The sequence below is a fragment of the Falsiroseomonas frigidaquae genome (genome assembly GCF_012163145.1).
GTDB lineage: Bacteria > Pseudomonadota > Alphaproteobacteria > Acetobacterales > Acetobacteraceae > Falsiroseomonas > Falsiroseomonas frigidaquae.
The window spans coordinates 644056-660001 of the sequence record NZ_JAAVTX010000001.1 but is presented as its reverse complement, the minus strand read 5'-3'; the positions used below and the strand labels follow the sequence as shown (position 1 = coordinate 660001).

The 15946-nt window shown below is 73.7% G+C and carries 16 protein-coding genes; 9 read left to right on the top strand and 7 right to left on the bottom strand.

The window, feature by feature from the left end:
• Positions 1-7: 7 nt before the first annotated feature.
• Positions 8-700 (bottom strand): molybdate ABC transporter permease subunit, encoded by a 693-nt coding sequence (modB, locus tag HB662_RS03150; RefSeq protein WP_168047029.1) that lies wholly within the window; start codon positions 698-700, stop codon positions 8-10.
• The gene (modA, locus tag HB662_RS03145) at positions 700-1464 is read right to left on the bottom strand and encodes a molybdate ABC transporter substrate-binding protein (RefSeq protein ID WP_168047027.1); all 765 of its coding nucleotides are present in this window, start codon (positions 1462-1464) and stop codon (positions 700-702) included. Before modA ends, modB begins: the two co-directional genes overlap by 1 nt.
• A gap of 91 nt (positions 1465-1555) precedes the next feature.
• Between modA and HB662_RS03140 the strand changes: the two genes are divergently transcribed.
• Positions 1556-1900, top strand: coding sequence for a winged helix-turn-helix domain-containing protein (locus HB662_RS03140; RefSeq protein ID WP_168047025.1), 345 nt, complete (start codon positions 1556-1558; stop codon positions 1898-1900).
• A gap of 4 nt (positions 1901-1904) precedes the next feature.
• Here the strand turns inward: HB662_RS03140 and HB662_RS03135 are convergent, their stop codons facing one another.
• Genes HB662_RS03135 through HB662_RS03125 form a run of 3 tightly spaced genes read right to left on the bottom strand, consistent with a single transcriptional unit; the run spans position 1905 to position 4169 of the window.
• Positions 1905-2729: a substrate-binding domain-containing protein gene (locus tag HB662_RS03135; RefSeq protein WP_168047023.1), complete on the bottom strand. Its 825-nt coding sequence runs from the start codon at positions 2727-2729 to the stop codon at positions 1905-1907.
• A gap of 16 nt (positions 2730-2745) precedes the next feature.
• Complete coding sequence (locus HB662_RS03130; RefSeq protein WP_168047021.1) at positions 2746-3468, bottom strand: ATP-binding cassette domain-containing protein; 723 nt, start codon at positions 3466-3468, stop codon at positions 2746-2748.
• Positions 3468-4169 carry an ABC transporter permease gene (locus HB662_RS03125; RefSeq protein WP_168047019.1) on the bottom strand — a complete coding sequence of 234 codons (702 nt, stop codon included), beginning with the start codon at positions 4167-4169 and terminating at the stop codon, positions 3468-3470. Before HB662_RS03125 ends, HB662_RS03130 begins: the two co-directional genes overlap by 1 nt.
• Before the next feature lie 85 nt (positions 4170-4254).
• On the opposite strand from HB662_RS03125, the gene HB662_RS03120 reads away from it, so the two are divergent.
• Positions 4255-5127: a helix-turn-helix transcriptional regulator gene (locus tag HB662_RS03120; RefSeq protein ID WP_168047017.1), complete on the top strand. Its 873-nt coding sequence runs from the start codon at positions 4255-4257 to the stop codon at positions 5125-5127.
• Here the strand turns inward: HB662_RS03120 and HB662_RS03115 are convergent.
• Positions 5117-6304 (bottom strand): MFS transporter, encoded by a 1188-nt coding sequence (locus tag HB662_RS03115; RefSeq protein WP_168047015.1) that lies wholly within the window; start codon positions 6302-6304, stop codon positions 5117-5119. The genes HB662_RS03120 and HB662_RS03115 overlap by 11 nt on opposite strands.
• Before the next feature lie 180 nt (positions 6305-6484).
• Here HB662_RS03115 and HB662_RS03110 point away from each other — a divergent pair, with 180 nt between their 5' ends.
• Complete coding sequence (locus HB662_RS03110) at positions 6485-7519, top strand: YeiH family protein (protein ID WP_168047012.1); 1035 nt, start codon at positions 6485-6487, stop codon at positions 7517-7519.
• A gap of 6 nt (positions 7520-7525) precedes the next feature.
• Here HB662_RS03110 and HB662_RS03105 read toward each other — a convergent pair whose 3' ends face one another.
• Positions 7526-9421 (bottom strand): AI-2E family transporter, encoded by a 1896-nt coding sequence (locus HB662_RS03105; protein ID WP_168047010.1) that lies wholly within the window; start codon positions 9419-9421, stop codon positions 7526-7528.
• A gap of 121 nt (positions 9422-9542) precedes the next feature.
• Between HB662_RS03105 and HB662_RS03100 the strand changes: the two genes are divergently transcribed.
• The 6 genes from HB662_RS03100 to HB662_RS03075 all read left to right on the top strand — a co-directional run bounded on the left by HB662_RS03100 (position 9543) and on the right by HB662_RS03075 (position 15907).
• Positions 9543-10478: a methyltransferase domain-containing protein gene (locus HB662_RS03100; RefSeq protein WP_168047008.1), complete on the top strand. Its 936-nt coding sequence runs from the start codon at positions 9543-9545 to the stop codon at positions 10476-10478.
• A gap of 91 nt (positions 10479-10569) precedes the next feature.
• Positions 10570-11547 carry a Bug family tripartite tricarboxylate transporter substrate binding protein gene (locus tag HB662_RS03095; RefSeq protein ID WP_168047006.1) on the top strand — a complete coding sequence of 326 codons (978 nt, stop codon included), beginning with the start codon at positions 10570-10572 and terminating at the stop codon, positions 11545-11547.
• A gap of 39 nt (positions 11548-11586) precedes the next feature.
• Positions 11587-12606, top strand: a complete 1020-nt coding sequence (locus HB662_RS03090) for an Ldh family oxidoreductase (RefSeq protein WP_168047004.1) — start codon at positions 11587-11589, stop codon at positions 12604-12606.
• A gap of 63 nt (positions 12607-12669) precedes the next feature.
• Entirely contained in the window at positions 12670-13812 is a 1143-nt protein-coding gene (locus HB662_RS03085; RefSeq protein WP_168047002.1) for a 2OG-Fe(II) oxygenase, read from the top strand.
• 44 nt (positions 13813-13856) lie between these two features.
• Positions 13857-14603: a TrmH family RNA methyltransferase gene (locus tag HB662_RS03080; RefSeq protein ID WP_342449430.1), complete on the top strand. Its 747-nt coding sequence runs from the start codon at positions 13857-13859 to the stop codon at positions 14601-14603.
• Positions 14604-14656: 53 nt separating this feature from the next.
• Positions 14657-15907, top strand: coding sequence for a flavin monoamine oxidase family protein (locus tag HB662_RS03075; protein WP_168047000.1), 1251 nt, complete (start codon positions 14657-14659; stop codon positions 15905-15907).
• Positions 15908-15946: the final 39 nt, after the last annotated feature.

Sequence of the window (15946 nt, the reverse complement as noted above, 5' to 3'; positions counted from 1 at the left end):
CTGCGTATCACACCCGGCCGAGCAGCACATGCATGCGCCGCGCGATCAGCTCCGCCAGCAGCAGCCCGGCCACCGCCAGGGCCAGGGAAATGCCTGCGAGCCTGGCCGCCACCGCCTCCCCGCCCGGCGATTGCGTGGCGGTGTAGATCGCCAGCGGCAGGGTCTGCGTCTCGCCGGGGATGTTGGAGGCGAAGGTGATCACCGCGCCGAATTCGCCTAAACCTGCGGCGAAGGCGGTGACGGCGCCGGCCAGGATGCCGGGGGCCATCAGCGGCAGGGTGATGGTCAGGAAGCGGTCCCACCAGCCGGCGCCAAGCGTCCGCGCCGCCGCCTCCAGCCCGGGGTCCACATGCTCCAGCCCCAGGCGCACGGCGCGCACGATCAGGGGGAAGGACATGACGGCGGTGGCCAGCGCCGCGCCCTCCGTCGTGAAGACCAGGCGGATGCCGAACCAGTCATGCAGCGGCGCGCCGATCGGGCCGCGCAGGCCGAAGAGCATCAGCAGCGCCCAGCCCACCACCACCGGCGGCACCACCAGCGGCAGATGCACCAGCGCATCCAGCAGGAAGCGCCCGGGAAAGCGCCCGCGCACCAGCAGCACGGCGACGGCTACCCCTGGCACCAGGCCGAGCGCGACCGAGCGCAGCGCGACCTCCAGGCTGAGGCGCACGGCCAGCCATTCCTCCGCGGTCAGTTCCATCAGCGCGTCAGGCGGAAGCCGAAGCGGTCCCAGGTGGCCGCCGCCTCCGGCCCCGCCAGGAAGCCGTGCAGCGCCGCGGCCTGCGGGTTGTCTGCGGCGCGGCGGGTCAGGGCGAAGGGGTAGGTGATGGGGGTGTGGCTTTCGGCCGGGAAGCTGCCGAGCACGGCCACGCCGGGGCTGATCGCGGCGTCCGTCGCATAGACGATGCCGAGCGGCGCCTCCCCCCGCGCCACCAGCAGCAGGGCGGAGCGGACATTATCGGCGCGGGCCAGGCGGGGCGAGACCGCCTCCCACTGCCCCATCCAGCGCAGCGCGGCCTCCGCATAGCGGCCGGCGGGCACATGGGCGGGGTCGCCGGTGGCGATGCGGCCGCCGGCGGCCAGCGCCAGCAGATCCGTGCCGCGCCCCAGCGCCACCGGCGCGCGGGCGGGCGTGGCGGGCGCCACCAGCACCAGGCGATTGCCGATCGGGCTGATCCGCGAGGCATTCACGATCAGCCCGCGCGACTGGAGAAAATCCATCCAGGGCTCATCGGCCGAGAGGAACAGGTCCGCGCCCGCCCCCTGCTCGATCTGCCTTGCCAAAGCGGAGGAGGCGGCGAAGGACAGGCGCGGCGCCGGGTTGCCGCGCGCGGCCCAATCCTGCCCCAGGGCGCGCAGCGCATCCGTCAGGCTGGCCGCGGCGAAGACCGTGACGGGGGCGGGTTGCGCAAGGGCAGGCGTCGCCAGCATCAAGGCGAGGGTGGCCAGGATCAGGCGGCGCATCGGCGGGCTCCTTCCCCGCCAACGATATCCACGGTGGAAGATAACGCAAGTCCCGTTTCCGCGCGGCCCGGTCCGTGTTTCCCTGCCCGCCATGCCCGAAACCCCCCTCCGGATTCGCGTCCTGCTGGCCAAGGACATGCCCTTCGGCCCGGGCAAGGCCGATCTGCTGGAGGCGATCCGGGAGACGGGGTCGATCGCCGCGGCGGGGCGGCGGCTGGGCATGTCCTACCAGCGGGCCTGGGACCTGGCCTCCGCCATGAACACGCATTTCCGCGCGCCCGTGCTGGCCCCGGCCAAGGGTGGCGCGCGCGGCGGCGGCAGTGCGCTGACGCCCTTCGGGGAGGAGGTGCTGGCCGCCTACCGGGAGATCGAGGCCCAGGCGGCGGCGGCCTGCGCCGACCGCCTGGACTGGTTCCGGCGCAACCTGGCGCCGTGAGGGGTCAGGAGACCGGCTCGGGCTGCGCCGCATTCGGGAAGAACAGCTGCTCCCCATTGATCCTGTAGCCAGCGATGGCGGCCTGGCCGGCGCGGGAGACGATCCAGTCGATGAAGCGCTGGCCGTCGGCCTGCTTCACGTGGGGGTGGCGCTGCGGGTTCACCAGCATGACGCCATACTGGTTGAACAGCCGCACATCGCCCTCCACCACCACACGCAGCCCCTGGCGGTTGCGGAAGGACAGCCAGGTGCCGCGATCGGTCATCGCATAGGCGCCCTGGGCGGCCGCCGTGTTCAGGGTTGGGCCCATGCCCTGGCCGATCTCCCGGTACCAGGCGCCGCGCCCGGCCAGCGGATCGACGCCCGCCTGCTGCCAGAGCCGCAGCTCCGCCGCATGGGTGCCGGACCGGTCGCCGCGGGAGATGAAGGGCGCGCGGGACTCGGCGATGCGCTTCAGCGCCGCCGCCGTATCGCGCGACCCGGCAATGCCGGCGGGCTCCGCCTCCGGCCCGACGATGACGAAGTCGTTGAACATCACATGCTGGCGGGCGACGCCATGGCCCTCCGCCACGAAGCGCTGCTCCGCCACCCGGTCATGCACGAAGACCACATCGGCATCGCCGCGACGGCCGACGTCCAGCGCCTGGCCGGTGCCCAGCGCCACCACGCGCACGGTGATACCGGTCTCCCGCGTGAAGATCGGCAGGATATGGCCGAACAGCCCGGATTGCTCCGTGCTGGTGGTGCTGGCCACCGTGATGGTGCGGTCCTGCGCCGCCAGCGGCAGCGGCGAGGCGAGAAGGGCGAGAAGCAGCAGGCGACGCAACATGCCGGGGATCCTCCGGTTACCAGATCAGCTCGCCGCGCAGGAAGGCCGCGGCCTCCCCGGTCTCGGGCGAGGCGAAGAAGCGGGCGGCCGGGCCGTGTTCCAGCAGGCGGCCGCGATGCAGAAAGGCGATCTCCCCGGCCAGGCGGCGGGCCTGGGCCAGGTCATGGGTGGTCATCACCAGCTTGGTGCCGCGCGCGGCCAGCGCCTGGATGATCTGTTCCACCGCGCCCGTCGCGGCGGGGTCCAGGCTGGCGCAGGGCTCGTCGAGGAACAGCACCTCCGGCCGCAGCGCCGCGGCGCGGGCCAGGGCCAGGCGCTGCTGCTCGCCGCCCGACAGCCGGCGGGCGGGGCGGTCGGCCAGCGCCTCCAGCCCGACCAGGGCCAGCGCCTCCGCCGCGCGGGCATCCTGCTCGGCGCGGTCCAGCCCGGCCAGGAAAAGCGGGTAGCGAAGGTTCGCCAGGACGGAGCGGCGCAGCAGAACCGGGCGCTGGAACACCATGGCCTGGTGGCGGCGCGGATCGGGCGCCGGCCCATCCCACGCCACCCGGCCGGCGCTGGGGGCCAGCAGCCCGTGCAGCAGCCGCAGCAGCACGCTTTTCCCCGCGCCATTCGGCCCGAGGATCAGCGTCGGCGGGCCGGCGGCGAGGGTGAAGGACACATCCTGCAGCACCGCCACGCCGCCGGCGCGAAAACCCAGCCCCTCCGCCCGCAGCGGCAGGATGGCGTCCGGCGCGCGCATCAGGCCAGCCGCAGGCCGCGCTCGCGCAGCCCCTGGGCCAGGGCGTTCACCGCCAGCACGATCGCCATCAGCACCAGGCCGAGCGCCAGCGCCAGGGGCAGGTCGCCCTTGCTGGTCTCCAGCGCGATGGCGGTGGTCATCACGCGGGTGAAGCCCTCGATATTGCCGCCGACGATCATCACCGCGCCGACCTCCGCACTCGCCCGGCCGAAGCCGGCCAGCAGCACGGTCAGCAGGGCGAAGCGGCCATCCCACAGCAGGGTGGGCACGGCCCGGGCCGGCCCGGCGCCGAAGCTGCGGAGCTGTTCGGCATATTCCTCCCACATTCCCTCCAGCACCTGGCGGGTCAGCGCGGCCAGGATCGGCGCCACCAGCACCGCCTGGGCGATGACCATGGCGGTCGGCGTGAACAGCAGGCCGAGCGAGCCCAGCGGCCCGGCGCGGGACAGCAGCAGGTAGATCAGCAGCCCCGCCACCACCGGCGGCAGCCCCATCAGCGCGTTGAGGAAGGCCACCACCGCGCCGCGCCCCGGAAACCGCGCCACCGCCAGCAGCGCGCCAAGCGGCAGGCCGACCAGCGCCGCCAGCAGCACCGCCGTCAGGCTGACGCGCAGCGACAGCAGCACGATCTGAGCCAGGGTCGGGTCGCCCGCGGCCACCAGGCCGATGGCCTGCGTCACGGCGGCTTGCAGGTCATACATGCCCGCAGGCTGACCATGGCAGCGCTTGACGTCAATTGCGGCGAAGGCTTGGGTGGCGCCATCATCTGCCGGGATTTGCCGCCATATGCCGGATGTTCTGACGCTGAAGGAGGCCGCCGCCTGGCTGCGCCTGTCGGAACGCGCGCTGTACGACCTGGCCCGCGCCCGGCGCCTGCCGGCGGTGCAGCTCGGCGGCAAGTGGCTGTTTCCCCGCGCCCGGCTCGCCGCCTGGCTGGCGGAACAGGCGGAGGCGCGGGAGGTGCCCACGCCGCCGCCGATCCTGGCCGGCAGCCACGACCCGCTGCTGGACTGGGCGGTAAGGCAATCCGGCTGCGGCCTGGCGCTGCGGGCGGGCGGCAGCCTGGATGGGCTGGCCGCGCTGGCCAAGGATGCGGCGCTGGCCGCCGGGACGCATCTGCTGGACCCGGATAGCGGCAGCTTCAACGAACCGGCGGTGCGGGATGTGCTGGCCGGGCGCGGCGTGGTCGGCATCACCTGGGCCTGGCGCGAACAGGGGCTGCTGCTGGCCCCCGGCAATCCCGCCGGCATCCTGCGCGTGCAGGACCTCGCCCGGCCCGGCCTGCGCGTCATTGGCCGCCAGCCCCGTGCCGGCAGCCATGTGCTGCTGATGCATCTGCTGGCGGAGGCCGGGCTGCGGCTGGAGGCGATCGGCTTCCTGCCCGAACCCGCCCTGGCGGAGGATGAGGTGGCCGCCGCCGTCGCCGAGGGCCGCGCCGAGGCCGGCTTCGGCATCCGCGCGGAAGCCGCCGCCCGTGGCCTGGATTTCGTGCCCCTGGTGCGGGAACGCTTCGACCTGGTGATGCGCCGCCGCGCCTATTTCGAACCCGCCCTGCAGGCGCTGTTCCACTTCGCCCGCGGCCCCGCCTTCGCCGCCCGCGCCGCGCGGATGGGCGGCTATGACATCACGGAAACCGGGCGGGTCGCCTTCAACCCCTGAGCTTCAGCCAGCCGAGCGGTGCCAGCGCCAGCCCCGCCAGCATCAGGAAGCCTGCCACCGGCGCGCCGGTGGCGGAGAACAGCGCGCCGAACAGCGCCGGGCCGAGGCAGGCGCCGACATAGATCATCATCATGATGCCCGAGGTCGCCGCCGCCACCTGGCCCGGCGCCGCCAGCCGCGCCGTCTCCGCCAGGCAGATGCCGTTCCAGCCGAAGGCGGCGAAGCCGAACAGCCCGGCCACCAGCCAGGCCAGCCAGACGGGCGTCGCCGGCCCCAGCCCGGTGCAGGCCAGGCAGGCGAGCGCGATCACCACCCCCAGCCCACCCAGCACGCGGGCCGGCGCCACCCGGTCCGCCACCCAGCCGAGCACCAGCCGCGCCGCGATGGAGACCAGCAGCCCCACCGTCAGCGTCAGCCCCGCGGCGGCGATGCTCCAGCCTGCCACCGTCACCAGCACCGTCACCAGGAAGGCGGAGAAGCTGAACTGCACGCAGGCGAAGCACAGCGCGGCGAGGCCCAGCCGCAGCGTCGGCCCGCCCGCCAGCACCGCGGCGAAGGGCGCGAGCAGCCCCAGCCCGCCGCCGCGCGGTGCCAGCGACCCCGCATCCAGCCGCCAGCGCCAGGGCTGCACCGCCAGCACCGCCAGCCCCAGCGCGGCGGCCAGCCCCAGGCAGGCCGCCTGCCAGCCGAGGCCCGCCGCCAGCACCGGCACCAGCAGCCCGGCGGTCGCCCCACCCACCGGAACCGCCACCTGCTTGATGGAGAAGACCCGGTTGCGCAGCCGGGCCGGCGCCAGGCGGGCGAGCAGGGCGGAGCTCGCCGGGTTGGCGGGGCCATAGGCCAGGCCGACCAGCACGGCGCTGCCGGCCAGCGCCGCCGGATGCGCCACCGCCAGGGCGAGCAGCCCGCCCGCCGCGCTGCCCAGCATCGCCTGGTGCAGCCGCACCGGGCCGAGCGCCGCGACGAGCTGCGGCGTGAACAGGGTGGAGACGGCGCCGGAGGCGAACAGCAGCGCCGCATACCAGCCGACCGCCGCCTGCGGCAGCCCGGTGGCCGGCAGCACCAGCGCCGCCGTCACCGGCAGCACGAGCGAGGCCAGCACCACCAGCGCCTGCGCCCCCAGCGTCACCCCCACCGCGGCGGGCAGCAGGGCGGCATCGGCCTGCGGGTCGGTCATCGCCTTCGGGAGTCCTGCGGTTGCAATGCATCCGGCATGCCGGGAATGCGCCACGCTGTCCACCGGCGGCGGGTTGGCCGCCCGGAAGCCCGCGCCTATACGGGATGGGCCGGCCACCAGGAGCCGGTTGCGCGACATGATCCTGCCGTCGGATGCCGGATCGGAGTTGGAGTTTTCGGCATGGCAGCGGTCGCATCCGGTGGACAGGGCGGCCCTTCCGGCCGCGTTGCGAAATTTCGGAAACTGGCGCCGGGCCTGCTGGTCTGCCTAGTGATCGCCGCGGCCTCCGTCTGGCTGCGCAATGCATCAGGCATCGCGGCGCTGAACCCGGTGGTGATCGCGCTGCTGGTGGGGCTGGCCTGGCGGTCCGCCCGCGGGCGCCAGCCGGTGCTGGATGCGGGGCTGGCCTTCTCGATCCGCCCGCTGCTGCGCTTCGCCATCGTGATCCTCGGCCTGCAGGTGACGGCGACGGAGGTGCTGGCGCTCGGCCCGGGCGCGCTGGCGCTGGCGGTCACGGTGGTGGGCGTCACGGTGCCGGCGGCGATCTGGCTCGGCCGGCTGCTCGGCGTGCAGCCGGGGCTGGCCGCGCTGCTCGGCATGGGCACCGGCATCTGCGGGGCGTCCGCCATCGTTGCCACCAACCAGGTGGTGCGCGCGAAGGACGAGGACGTGACCTACGCGCTGGCCGTCATCACCCTGTGCGGCACGGTCGGCCTGGTGCTGCTGCCGCTGCTGGCGGAACCGCTGGGCATGTCCGCGCTCGCCTATGGGCTATGGGCCGGTGCCTCGCTGCATGAGGTGGTGCAGGCGGTCGGTGCGGCGGCGGCGGGCGGGCCGGAGGCGGCGCAATCCGGCACGGTGATGAAGCTGGCCCGCGTGATGCTGCTGGCACCCGCCATCATGGCGCTGGGCTGGTGGGTGGCGCGCGGCGCGGCGGCGGGCGGCGGCACGGCGAAGGTGCAGGTGCCGTGGTTCGCCGTGTGGTTCCTGGTGATGGTCGGCATCGTCTCCACCGGGCTGGTGCCGCGCATTGTCATCGATGCCTCGCGCTTCCTGGTGCCGCTGCTGATGGCGGCGAGCGTCGCCGCGCTCGGCCTGTCCACGGACCTCAAGGCGCTGCGAGCGCGCGGCTGGGCGCCGCTGGCGCTCGGCATCGCGCTCAGCCTGCTGATCGCGGCGATCGCCTTCATCGGGGTGACGCTGATCGGGGTGTAGCGGCGGCTACTGGCTGGCCGCCGCCACCTTGTTCTCCGCCGCCGTTGCCAGCCGCAGCGCGACGCGGCCGACATCGGCCAGCGCGCCTTCCACCGCCAGCGCGCCTTCCGTGCGCAGCGCGTCCGGCAGCTTGCTGTCTGGGCCGGCGCCAATCACCAGGGCCGCGAGCTGCGCCTCCGGGAAACGCCGCTTCATCCGCCGCAGCAGGTAGCGGGAGGCGGCGACGGAGGCACCGCCCTCGACCGTGCAGAACCACGCCTGCCGCACCAGCCCGGTGTCCAGCCCGGTCAGGTCGCCACCGCGCAGCAGGTCCACCGGGGCGGCGACCGCGCCGATGCCGCGCTTGCGCAGCATCTGCGCCAGCATCGCCGCCGCGGCTTCATCGAAGGGGCCGCGGCCGGCCACGCACATCGCGGAGCCTGGCGGCACCAGCACCGCCGGCGGGGGCGGGATCTCGTTCCTGGCGGGCGCCGCGTCCTTGTCCTCCTGCTCGGTCAGGGGAACCTCCGGCGCTAGGTCATCCTCGACCTCCTCCTCCAGATCCTCGACCAGGGCGCCGATGCGGGCACGCAGCGCGGTCAGGCGTTCCGGGGCGAAGCTGCCGCGCATCGCATCGGCCTGCGCCAGCGCCAGCGCCGGCAGTGCCACCTCGTCGTAATAGGCGGAAAGCCGCTTGTCCCGCAGGACGTCCTCGGCCTGTTCGGCCAGCGCATCGCCATCGCCGGACAGCGCCCGCTGGTAGAAGGTCTCCGGTGGATCGAGCGGCGGCCGGTCGCCAAGCGCGACCTCGAGGAATTCGAAGCGCTCCACATGCCGCCCCAGCACCACGAGGCAGACGGTCAGCGGCACCGCGACGATCAGCCCGATCGGGCCCCACAGCCAGGTCCAGAAGGTCGCGGCGGCGATCACGGCGACCGGCGAGATGCCGGTGGAACGGCCGAAGACCAGCGGCTCGAACACCTGGCCCATCAGGCCCTCGCCGATGGCGAAGAGCACCAGCACCAGCAGCGGCATGGTCCAGCCGGGCTCGACCGCCAGCGCCAGCAGCAGCGGGAAGGCGACCGCGACGATGGTGCCGACGAAGGGCACGTAGCGCATCAGCCCGGCGACGATGCCCCAAAGCATCGGCTGCGGCACGCCGATCAGCAGCAGCGCGCCGGTGATGACCACGCCATAGGCGGCGTTCATCGCCGTCAGCGCCAGGAAGTAGCGCGACAGGCGATAGGCGGCATCGTCCATCGCCGCCATCGTGCGGTGCAGGTCGCGCGCGCCGACCAGGCGGATCACCCGGTCGCGCAGATCCTCCCGGTACAGCAGCACGAAGATCACCAGCACCACGACGATGCCGAAGGTGGCCAGCGGGTAGAGCAGCGGCTCCAGCACGTTCTGCAGCAGCTCGAACGGCTTCGGGTCGGGCAGGCGGAGCTCCACCGGCAGCGGCTGCACGGCGTCCGCATCCAGCGAAGGCGCGGGCTGCGGCGCGGCACGTTCCGCCCCGGCCGCCAAGCCGCGCAGCATTTCCTGCGCCCGCTCGACAATGCCGCCGCTGGCGTTGACGGAGGCCAGCTTGCGGGTCAGTTCGTACTGGTACAGCGGGAGGTCGACGGCCAGTTCGGCAAGCTGGCGCCCCATGATCAGGCCGAGCATGCCGATCACCGCCACCGCCGCCAGCACCGCCGCCAGCACGCCGGCGACGCGCGGAATGCCGATGCGCCGCAGCGCACGGGCGATCGGCGCCAGCACGAAGGACAGCAGCACCGCGAGTGCCAGTGGCACCAGCAGGTCGCGTGCGAAATACAGCACCGCGACCACCACCAGCGCAGCCTGGGCGATGGTGGCACCACTCTCTGGCACGCCTGCGGCACGGACGCCGCGATTTGCGGCGGGTGGGAAATCGGGCATGCAATGCCGGTCCTAAGTATGTCCACATCCGGAACGCGGTCGCACCGTTCGGGTTCATCGCGCCCGGCGGCTTTCCGTGCCCCGCTTTCGCTGCCGGCGCGTTGCGCTACCCTGGGCCGCGATGATCCCTGTCCAGACCACCCACAGCCCGCACCAGGATGACCCGGTGGATGTTCCCGTGCCGGTCGGCTACGCCGCCGGTGCCCCAGCCCCCTGGTGGCTGAAATTCGGCGTCAAGCTGGTACTCGGCGCGCTGCCGGTGCCACCCGGCGCCTGGCGCGCCATCGGCCTGCGCCGGCATTCCTTCGACGCGCTCGACCCCGCCCGGCTGGTGGAGCCGCTGTCCTGGCGCGCCGGGCGCTTCCAGGCCGTGGCCGGCCGCGCGCCGCGATCGGTGCTGGAAGTCGGGCCGGGCGCGATGGTACTGCGCGCGCCGATCGCGGCGGCGCTGGGCTTCGGCCCGGTCTGGTACCTGGATGTGGAGGATGCGGCGCCGCGCGACCTCGCCCCCTATCGCGCCGCGGCGGAGGCCGCGCGCCAGGCCGGGCTGGTGCCGCCCGACCTCTCCGCCTGCACCAGCCGCGAGGACGTGCTGGCCGCCTGCAATGCCCGCCTGCTGGTGGGCGGGCCGGAGGCACTGGCGGCCGTGCCCGCCGGGTCCGTCGACCTGGTCTTCTCGGAGGTGGCGCTGGAGCATGTGCGGCGCGAGGCGCTGGCGCCGCTGCTGGCGGCGCTGCGGCGGGTGACGGCTCCGGGCGGCCTCGGCCTGCATGCGGTGGATTTCCACGACCATCTGGGCGGCAGGCTGCGGCACCTGACCTTCCGGCCGGAATTCTGGGATGGCCGGGCCGTGGCGCGGGCCGGGCTGTACTGCAACCAGCTCGGCCTGTCGCAATTCCTCGCCGCCTTCGCCGCCGCCGGCTTCCGGGCCCGCGCCAGCCATCGCCTGGTCTGGCCGCTGCCGCTGCTGCCGCCGGGCGGCGCGCATCCGGATATCGGCCGGGCGCCGGAGGATGACCGCATCTGCCATGCGGCGCTGGAGGTGCGGCCGGCCTGAAACCGCGCCGGTCCGCAACGATTTTGCTTCGCCGCGCGGCATCGCGGCTGCCACTCTTCCCGGGCGCATCCAAGACGCATTGGGAGGTTACATGCTGCACCGCCGCACCACGCTCGGCCTCGCCACCCTGCTGCCCAGCCTGCTGCCCGGCAGCCTGCGGGCGCAGGGCTTTCCCGAACGCAACCCGCGCTACATCGTGCCCTTTCCGCCCGGCGGGCTGACCGACATCATGGCCCGCCTGGTCGGCCAGCGGCTGGGCGAGGGCTGGGGCCGCCCGGTGGTGATCGACAACCGCGCCGGCGGCAATGCGATGATCGGCGCAGACCTGGCGGCGAAGGCGGACCCCGATGGCCATACGCTGCTGGCCATCACCCTGACCCATGCCGTGAACGCCACGCTGTTCCCCAACGCACCCTATGATTTCCGCCGCGCCTTCCACGTGGTCTCCGTGCTGGGGTCGCTGCCGCTGGCGGTGGTGGTGAACGCCGAACGCAGCCCGGCGCGGGATTTGCAGGCGCTGGCCGAGCTGGCGCGCAGCCGGTCGCTGAATGGCGGGTCCTCCGGCACCGGGTCGCCGCCGCATCTGGGGCTGGAGCTGTTCCGCCGCGTCACCCGGGCCGGGGAGAACATCGTGCATGTGCCCTATCGCGGCGGCGCACCCTCCGTCACCGATCTCGCCGGCGGCAGCCTGGACCTGATGGTCTCCAACCTGCCCGAATGCCTGGCGCAGATCCGCGGCGGAAGGCTGCGGGCGCTGGCCGTGACCAGCGCGGAACGCCACCCCCTCGTGCCGGATGTGCCGACGGTGCGGGAGGCCGGGCTGCCGGAGCTGGAGATCACCAACTGGACCGCGGTGCTGACCAATGCGGCGGTGCCGGATGCCATCAAGGCCCGGCTGGAGCGTGACGTGATGGCGGCCATCCACCATCCGGAGACGACGAAGCGGGCGCAGGATGGCGGCTTCCAGGTGCTCGGCTGGGACAGCGCGCGGTCGGCCGCCTTCGTCCGGGCGGAGACGGATCGCTGGGCCTCCCTTGTCACGGAGGCCGGAATCAAGCCCGATGCATGAAACAGCCGGATGAGACCCGCCCCCGATGAGACCTGACCCATGCCGCGCCTGACCCTCGCCGAAGCCGAAGCCCTGGCCACCGCCGCCCTGTCGGGTGCCGGGGCCAACCCCGCCATGGCGGCCCTCACCGCCCGCGCCCTGGTGGCCGGGGAGGCGGAAGGGCAGGGCGGCCATGGCCTGTCCCGCGTGCCGCAATACGCCGCCTTCCTGGCCAATGGCCGGGCGGATGGCGCGGCGGTGCCGGCGGTGGTGGCCGAGCGTGGCGGCGCGGCGCTGATCGATGCGCGGCACGGCCTGGCCTATCCCGCGCTGGATTTGGCGGTGCGGGAGGCTGCTTCGCGTGCGAAGGCGCATGGCGTCGCCTGCCTCGGCATCACCAACAGCCACCATGCGGGTGCCATGGGCCTGCCGGTGGCGGCGCTCGCCCGGCAGGGCTTTGTCGCGCTGGCCTTCACCAATTCGCCCGCCGCCATGCCGGTGCCGGGTGGCAGGCGGCCGCTGATGGGCACCAACCCCGTCGCCGCCGCCTTTCCGCGGCGCGATGCGGCGCCGCTGGTGATCGACATGGCGCTGTCGGAGGTGGCGCGCGGCAAGATCATGGTCGCCGCCAAGGCGGGCAGGAAGATCCCGCTCGGCTGGGCCCTGGATGCCGATGGCAACCCGACCACGGACCCCGATGCCGCGCTGTCCGGCGCCATGCTGGCGATGGGCGGCAGCAAGGGGGCTCTGCTGGCGCTGATCGTGGAATTGCTGTGCTGCGCCCTGACCGGCGCCGCCTTCGGCTTCGAGGCGGACAGCTTCTTCACCGCGGAGGGCAACCGCCCGCGCCTCGGCCACACCCTGCTGGCGATCGACCCGGGCGCGCTGGCCGGCGAGGCCAGCTTCGCCGAGCGCATCGAATTCCTGCTGGCCGCGATGCAGGGCGACCCCGGCGTGCGCCTGCCCGGCAGCCGCCGCGCCGGCCTCGCCGCACATGCGGCGACGGACGGGCTGGAGGTGCCGGAGGCGCTGCTGGCGCAGATTCATACCCTGGCGCAAAAACCCCCATCGATGGCATGAGGGACCGCCCTTAGGGCCCAGGTATTCCCGGCGGGCCCGTATTCCGAGGACGGAGAAGTCGCCATGTCGCAGCACAGCCAGACGCCGGGCCTGACGCCGGGCGAGCCGATCCCGGCCTTCCATGCCCGTGCCGCCAGCAACCCGCGCTTCGCCTTCGACACCACCGCCGGGCGCTGGCTGATGGTGCTGATCCCCGGTTCGCTGGCGCAGGATGGCCTGGGGCAGCGCCTGGCCGCCGCCATCACGCCGCATGCTGCGCGGTTCAATCTGGATCACGCCTATCTGGTGGTGATCGGCACCGATGCGGAGGATGAGCGCGCCGGCCGGATCACCGATGGCCCGGGCCGCAGGGTGTTGTGGGATGATGACGGCAGCGCCCGCCGCGCCTTCCGGGCCGTGGCACGGGATGGCGCGCTGCGGCCGGGCTGGGTGCTGCTGGACCCGATGCTGCGCGTCTTCGGCGTCTGGGCGCTGGACCAGGGGGCGGAGGCGATGGCAACCCTGGCCGCCCTGCCGCCGCCGGCGGAGCATGCCGGCGTGCCGGTCATCGCCCCGATCCTGGTGCTGCCGCGCATCTTCGAGCCGGAATTCTGCCGTCGGCTGATTGCCGAATACGAGGCGGTGGGCGGCGGCGAAAGCGGCTTCATGCGGGATGAAGGTGGCCGCACCGTGGGCGTGATGGACGCCAGCCACAAGCGCCGGAAGGACGCCTTCCTGACGGATGAGACGCTGCGCGGGCAGATCCGCGCCCGGCTGAACGCCCGGCTGGTGCCGGAAATCCGTCGCGCCTTCCAGTACAATGTCACCCGGCTCGAACGCTACGTCGTCGCCTGCTATGATGCCGCCGACAAGGGCTTCTTCCGGGCGCACCGGGACAACACCACCAAGGCCACCGCGCATCGTCGCTTCGCCGTGACGATGAACCTGAATACCGGCGAGTACGAGGGCGGCGAGCTGAATTTCCCCGAATTCGGGCCGCAGACCTACAAGGCCCCGGCCGGCGGGGCGGTGGTGTTTTCCTGCTCGCTGCTGCATGAGGCCCGCCCGGTGACGCGCGGTCGGCGATACGCCTTCCTGCCGTTCCTGTATGATGACGCGGCCGCGGCCGTTCGCGAGGAGGGTGCAAGATTCCTGGACCAGAGAGAGGCGGCTTCCGCGGCGGACAAGGCGGAAGCGAAGACCGAGACGGCGACCGCCGGGGCCTGAACCGGCCCGCCGCCAATCCGCGCCCGCCGGTCGAGCCCGGCCAGGTGCCGGTGCGCGGCTGGCGTGACTCGGACCTCGACCGGCTCTGTGGCCCTGCCGCCGCGGCGGCCGCCTTCGCCGTGCGGCCGGATGCGGTGCTGCGGATGTTCTATGTCGAAGGCCGGCGGCGTGAAGTCGGGCCGCTCTGCGCCCAGATGGCGCGCAACCGCCGCCCCTACCGGGAAGTGACGGCGGAGGAACTGGTCCGCATCGCCGGCACGGAACACCATGGCGGCGTCGTCGCCATCGCCGTGCCGCGCACCATCGCCGAGATCGGCATCGGCCCGTTCCCGGCCGCGCTGCTGACGGCGCCGGTGCTGCCGCTGCTGGACGGCATCGGCAATCCGCACAACCTCGGCGCCATCGCGCGCTCCGCCGCCTTCTTCGGCTGCACCGGCATGCTGCTGTCCGGCGACCCGCGCCAGGCCGGGCTGTCGGACGCCGCCTACCGCATCGCGGAGGGTGGGCTGGAGCATCTGGAGGTGCTGCGCCTGCCCGACCCCGCCGTGGGGCTGCGGGCGCTGGCACCGAAATTCACCACCGTCGCCGCGGTGGCCGCCGGCGGCATGCCGCCCGAGGCGCTGCCGCGCGGCAAGCCCTTCGTGCTCGCGCTGGGCAATGAGGAGGTCGGCCTGCCCGGCCTGACCGCCGCCGCCTGCACCCACCGGGTGACGCTGCCGGGCAGCGGCAAGGTCGAGAGCCTGAATGTCGGCGTTGCCGCCGCGGTGCTGCTGCATGCCATGTCGGCCTGAGCGCCGCCTGGATTTTCCAAGCCTGGAATTTCCAGCCTGGGGTTGCGAGACGTATGACTGAGCCGGATGTCCTGGTCATCGGCGCCGGGGCGGCGGGCATCGCCGCCGCCCGTGCGGTGCAGGCGGCCGGCCGCAGCGTGCTGGTGCTGGAGGCGCGCGGGCGGGTCGGCGGGCGGGCGGTGACCGACCACCGGCTCGGCCTGCCCTTCGACCTCGGCGCCGCCTGGCTGCACAATGCGGAGGACAACCCGCTGGTGCCGCTGGCGCGCGAGATCGGCCTCACGCTGGCCGATTCGGATGCGCTGCGGCAGGAACGCACCCTGGTCGGCGACCGCCCCGCCAATGCGGCGGAGCTTGCGGCCTATGACGAGGCCTGGGATCGCTTCCAGCACGCGGTGGCGGCGCGAATTGCCGCCGGCGGGCCGGATGTGAGCGTGGCGGAGGCGGTGCCGCGGGGCGGCGCCTGGGATGCGACGGTGGCCGCCTGGCAGGGCGACATCATTGCCGCGGCGCCGCTGGATCGCGTCAGCCTGGCGGATTTCGCCGCCACCGCGCTGGATGGCCGCAACCTGGTGGTCGAGGCCGGCATCGGCACGCTGCTGGCCAGGCTGGCGGAGGGGCTGCCGATCCGGCTCTCCGCGCCGGTGGAGCGGCTGGCCTGGGGTGGCGACCGGGCGGTGGCGGAAGGCGGCTTCGGCACCATCCGCGCCCGCGCCGTCATCGCCACCCTGCCAAGCAGCCTGCTCGCCGCCGGAACCCTGCGCTTCGACCCGCCTTTGCCGGCCGAGCTGCTGCAGGCGGCGCGGGATCTGCCGCTCGGCCAGGTCGCGAAGGTGGCCTTCCGCGGCGCGGCGGCGCTGGGGCTGCCGGATTTCAGCTCGATCGACTGCCAGGTGGCGCCGGGCGAGGCGCTGGTGGCGATGAACGCCCGGCCCTTCGGCCGCGACCTGCTCGCCTGCCATGTCGGCGGCGATGCGGCGGCGGCGCTGGAGGCGGAGGGCGATGCGGCGCTGGAGGCCTTCATGCGGGCCGAGGTGGCCCGCCGCTTCGGCCATCGGGCGGCGCAAGCCCTGGCACCGGACCCGATCGTGACCACATGGCAGCGGGACCCGATGGCCCGCGGCGTGTACAGCTACGCCCGGCCGGGTCGCGCTTCGGCACGCGGCATCCTGGCGCAGCCCCTGGCCGGCGGCCGCCTCTGCCTGGCGGGGGAGGCCTGCCACGCGCGGCTGGCCGGGACGGTCGGCGGCGCCTGGCAATCCGGCATGGTTGCAGCCGAAACGGCACTTGCCGCGTTGCGGTAAAGTCAGGTGCGAATGAGGAGCGGGACGCTGGCGGATAGC

Bases quoted from the DNA above. Each gene is read 5' to 3' on its own strand.
- modB (WP_168047029.1), bottom strand. From the start codon at position 700: ATGGAACTGACCGCGGAGGAATGGCTGGCCGTGCGCCTCAGCCTGGAG.
- modA (WP_168047027.1), bottom strand. From the start codon at position 1,464: ATGCGCCGCCTGATCCTGGCCACCCTCGCCTTGATGCTGGCGACGCCT.
- HB662_RS03140 (WP_168047025.1), top strand. From the start codon at position 1,556: ATGCCCGAAACCCCCCTCCGGATTCGCGTCCTGCTGGCCAAGGACATG.
- HB662_RS03135 (WP_168047023.1), bottom strand. From the start codon at position 2,729: ATGTTGCGTCGCCTGCTGCTTCTCGCCCTTCTCGCCTCGCCGCTGCCG.
- HB662_RS03130 (WP_168047021.1), bottom strand. From the start codon at position 3,468: ATGCGCGCGCCGGACGCCATCCTGCCGCTGCGGGCGGAGGGGCTGGGT.
- HB662_RS03125 (WP_168047019.1), bottom strand. From the start codon at position 4,169: ATGTATGACCTGCAAGCCGCCGTGACGCAGGCCATCGGCCTGGTGGCC.
- HB662_RS03120 (WP_168047017.1), top strand. From the start codon at position 4,255: ATGCCGGATGTTCTGACGCTGAAGGAGGCCGCCGCCTGGCTGCGCCTG.
- HB662_RS03115 (WP_168047015.1), bottom strand. From the start codon at position 6,304: ATGACCGACCCGCAGGCCGATGCCGCCCTGCTGCCCGCCGCGGTGGGG.
- HB662_RS03110 (WP_168047012.1), top strand. From the start codon at position 6,485: ATGGCAGCGGTCGCATCCGGTGGACAGGGCGGCCCTTCCGGCCGCGTT.
- HB662_RS03105 (WP_168047010.1), bottom strand. From the start codon at position 9,421: ATGCCCGATTTCCCACCCGCCGCAAATCGCGGCGTCCGTGCCGCAGGC.
- HB662_RS03100 (WP_168047008.1), top strand. From the start codon at position 9,543: ATGATCCCTGTCCAGACCACCCACAGCCCGCACCAGGATGACCCGGTG.
- HB662_RS03095 (WP_168047006.1), top strand. From the start codon at position 10,570: ATGCTGCACCGCCGCACCACGCTCGGCCTCGCCACCCTGCTGCCCAGC.
- HB662_RS03090 (WP_168047004.1), top strand. From the start codon at position 11,587: ATGCCGCGCCTGACCCTCGCCGAAGCCGAAGCCCTGGCCACCGCCGCC.
- HB662_RS03085 (WP_168047002.1), top strand. From the start codon at position 12,670: ATGTCGCAGCACAGCCAGACGCCGGGCCTGACGCCGGGCGAGCCGATC.
- HB662_RS03075 (WP_168047000.1), top strand. From the start codon at position 14,657: ATGACTGAGCCGGATGTCCTGGTCATCGGCGCCGGGGCGGCGGGCATC.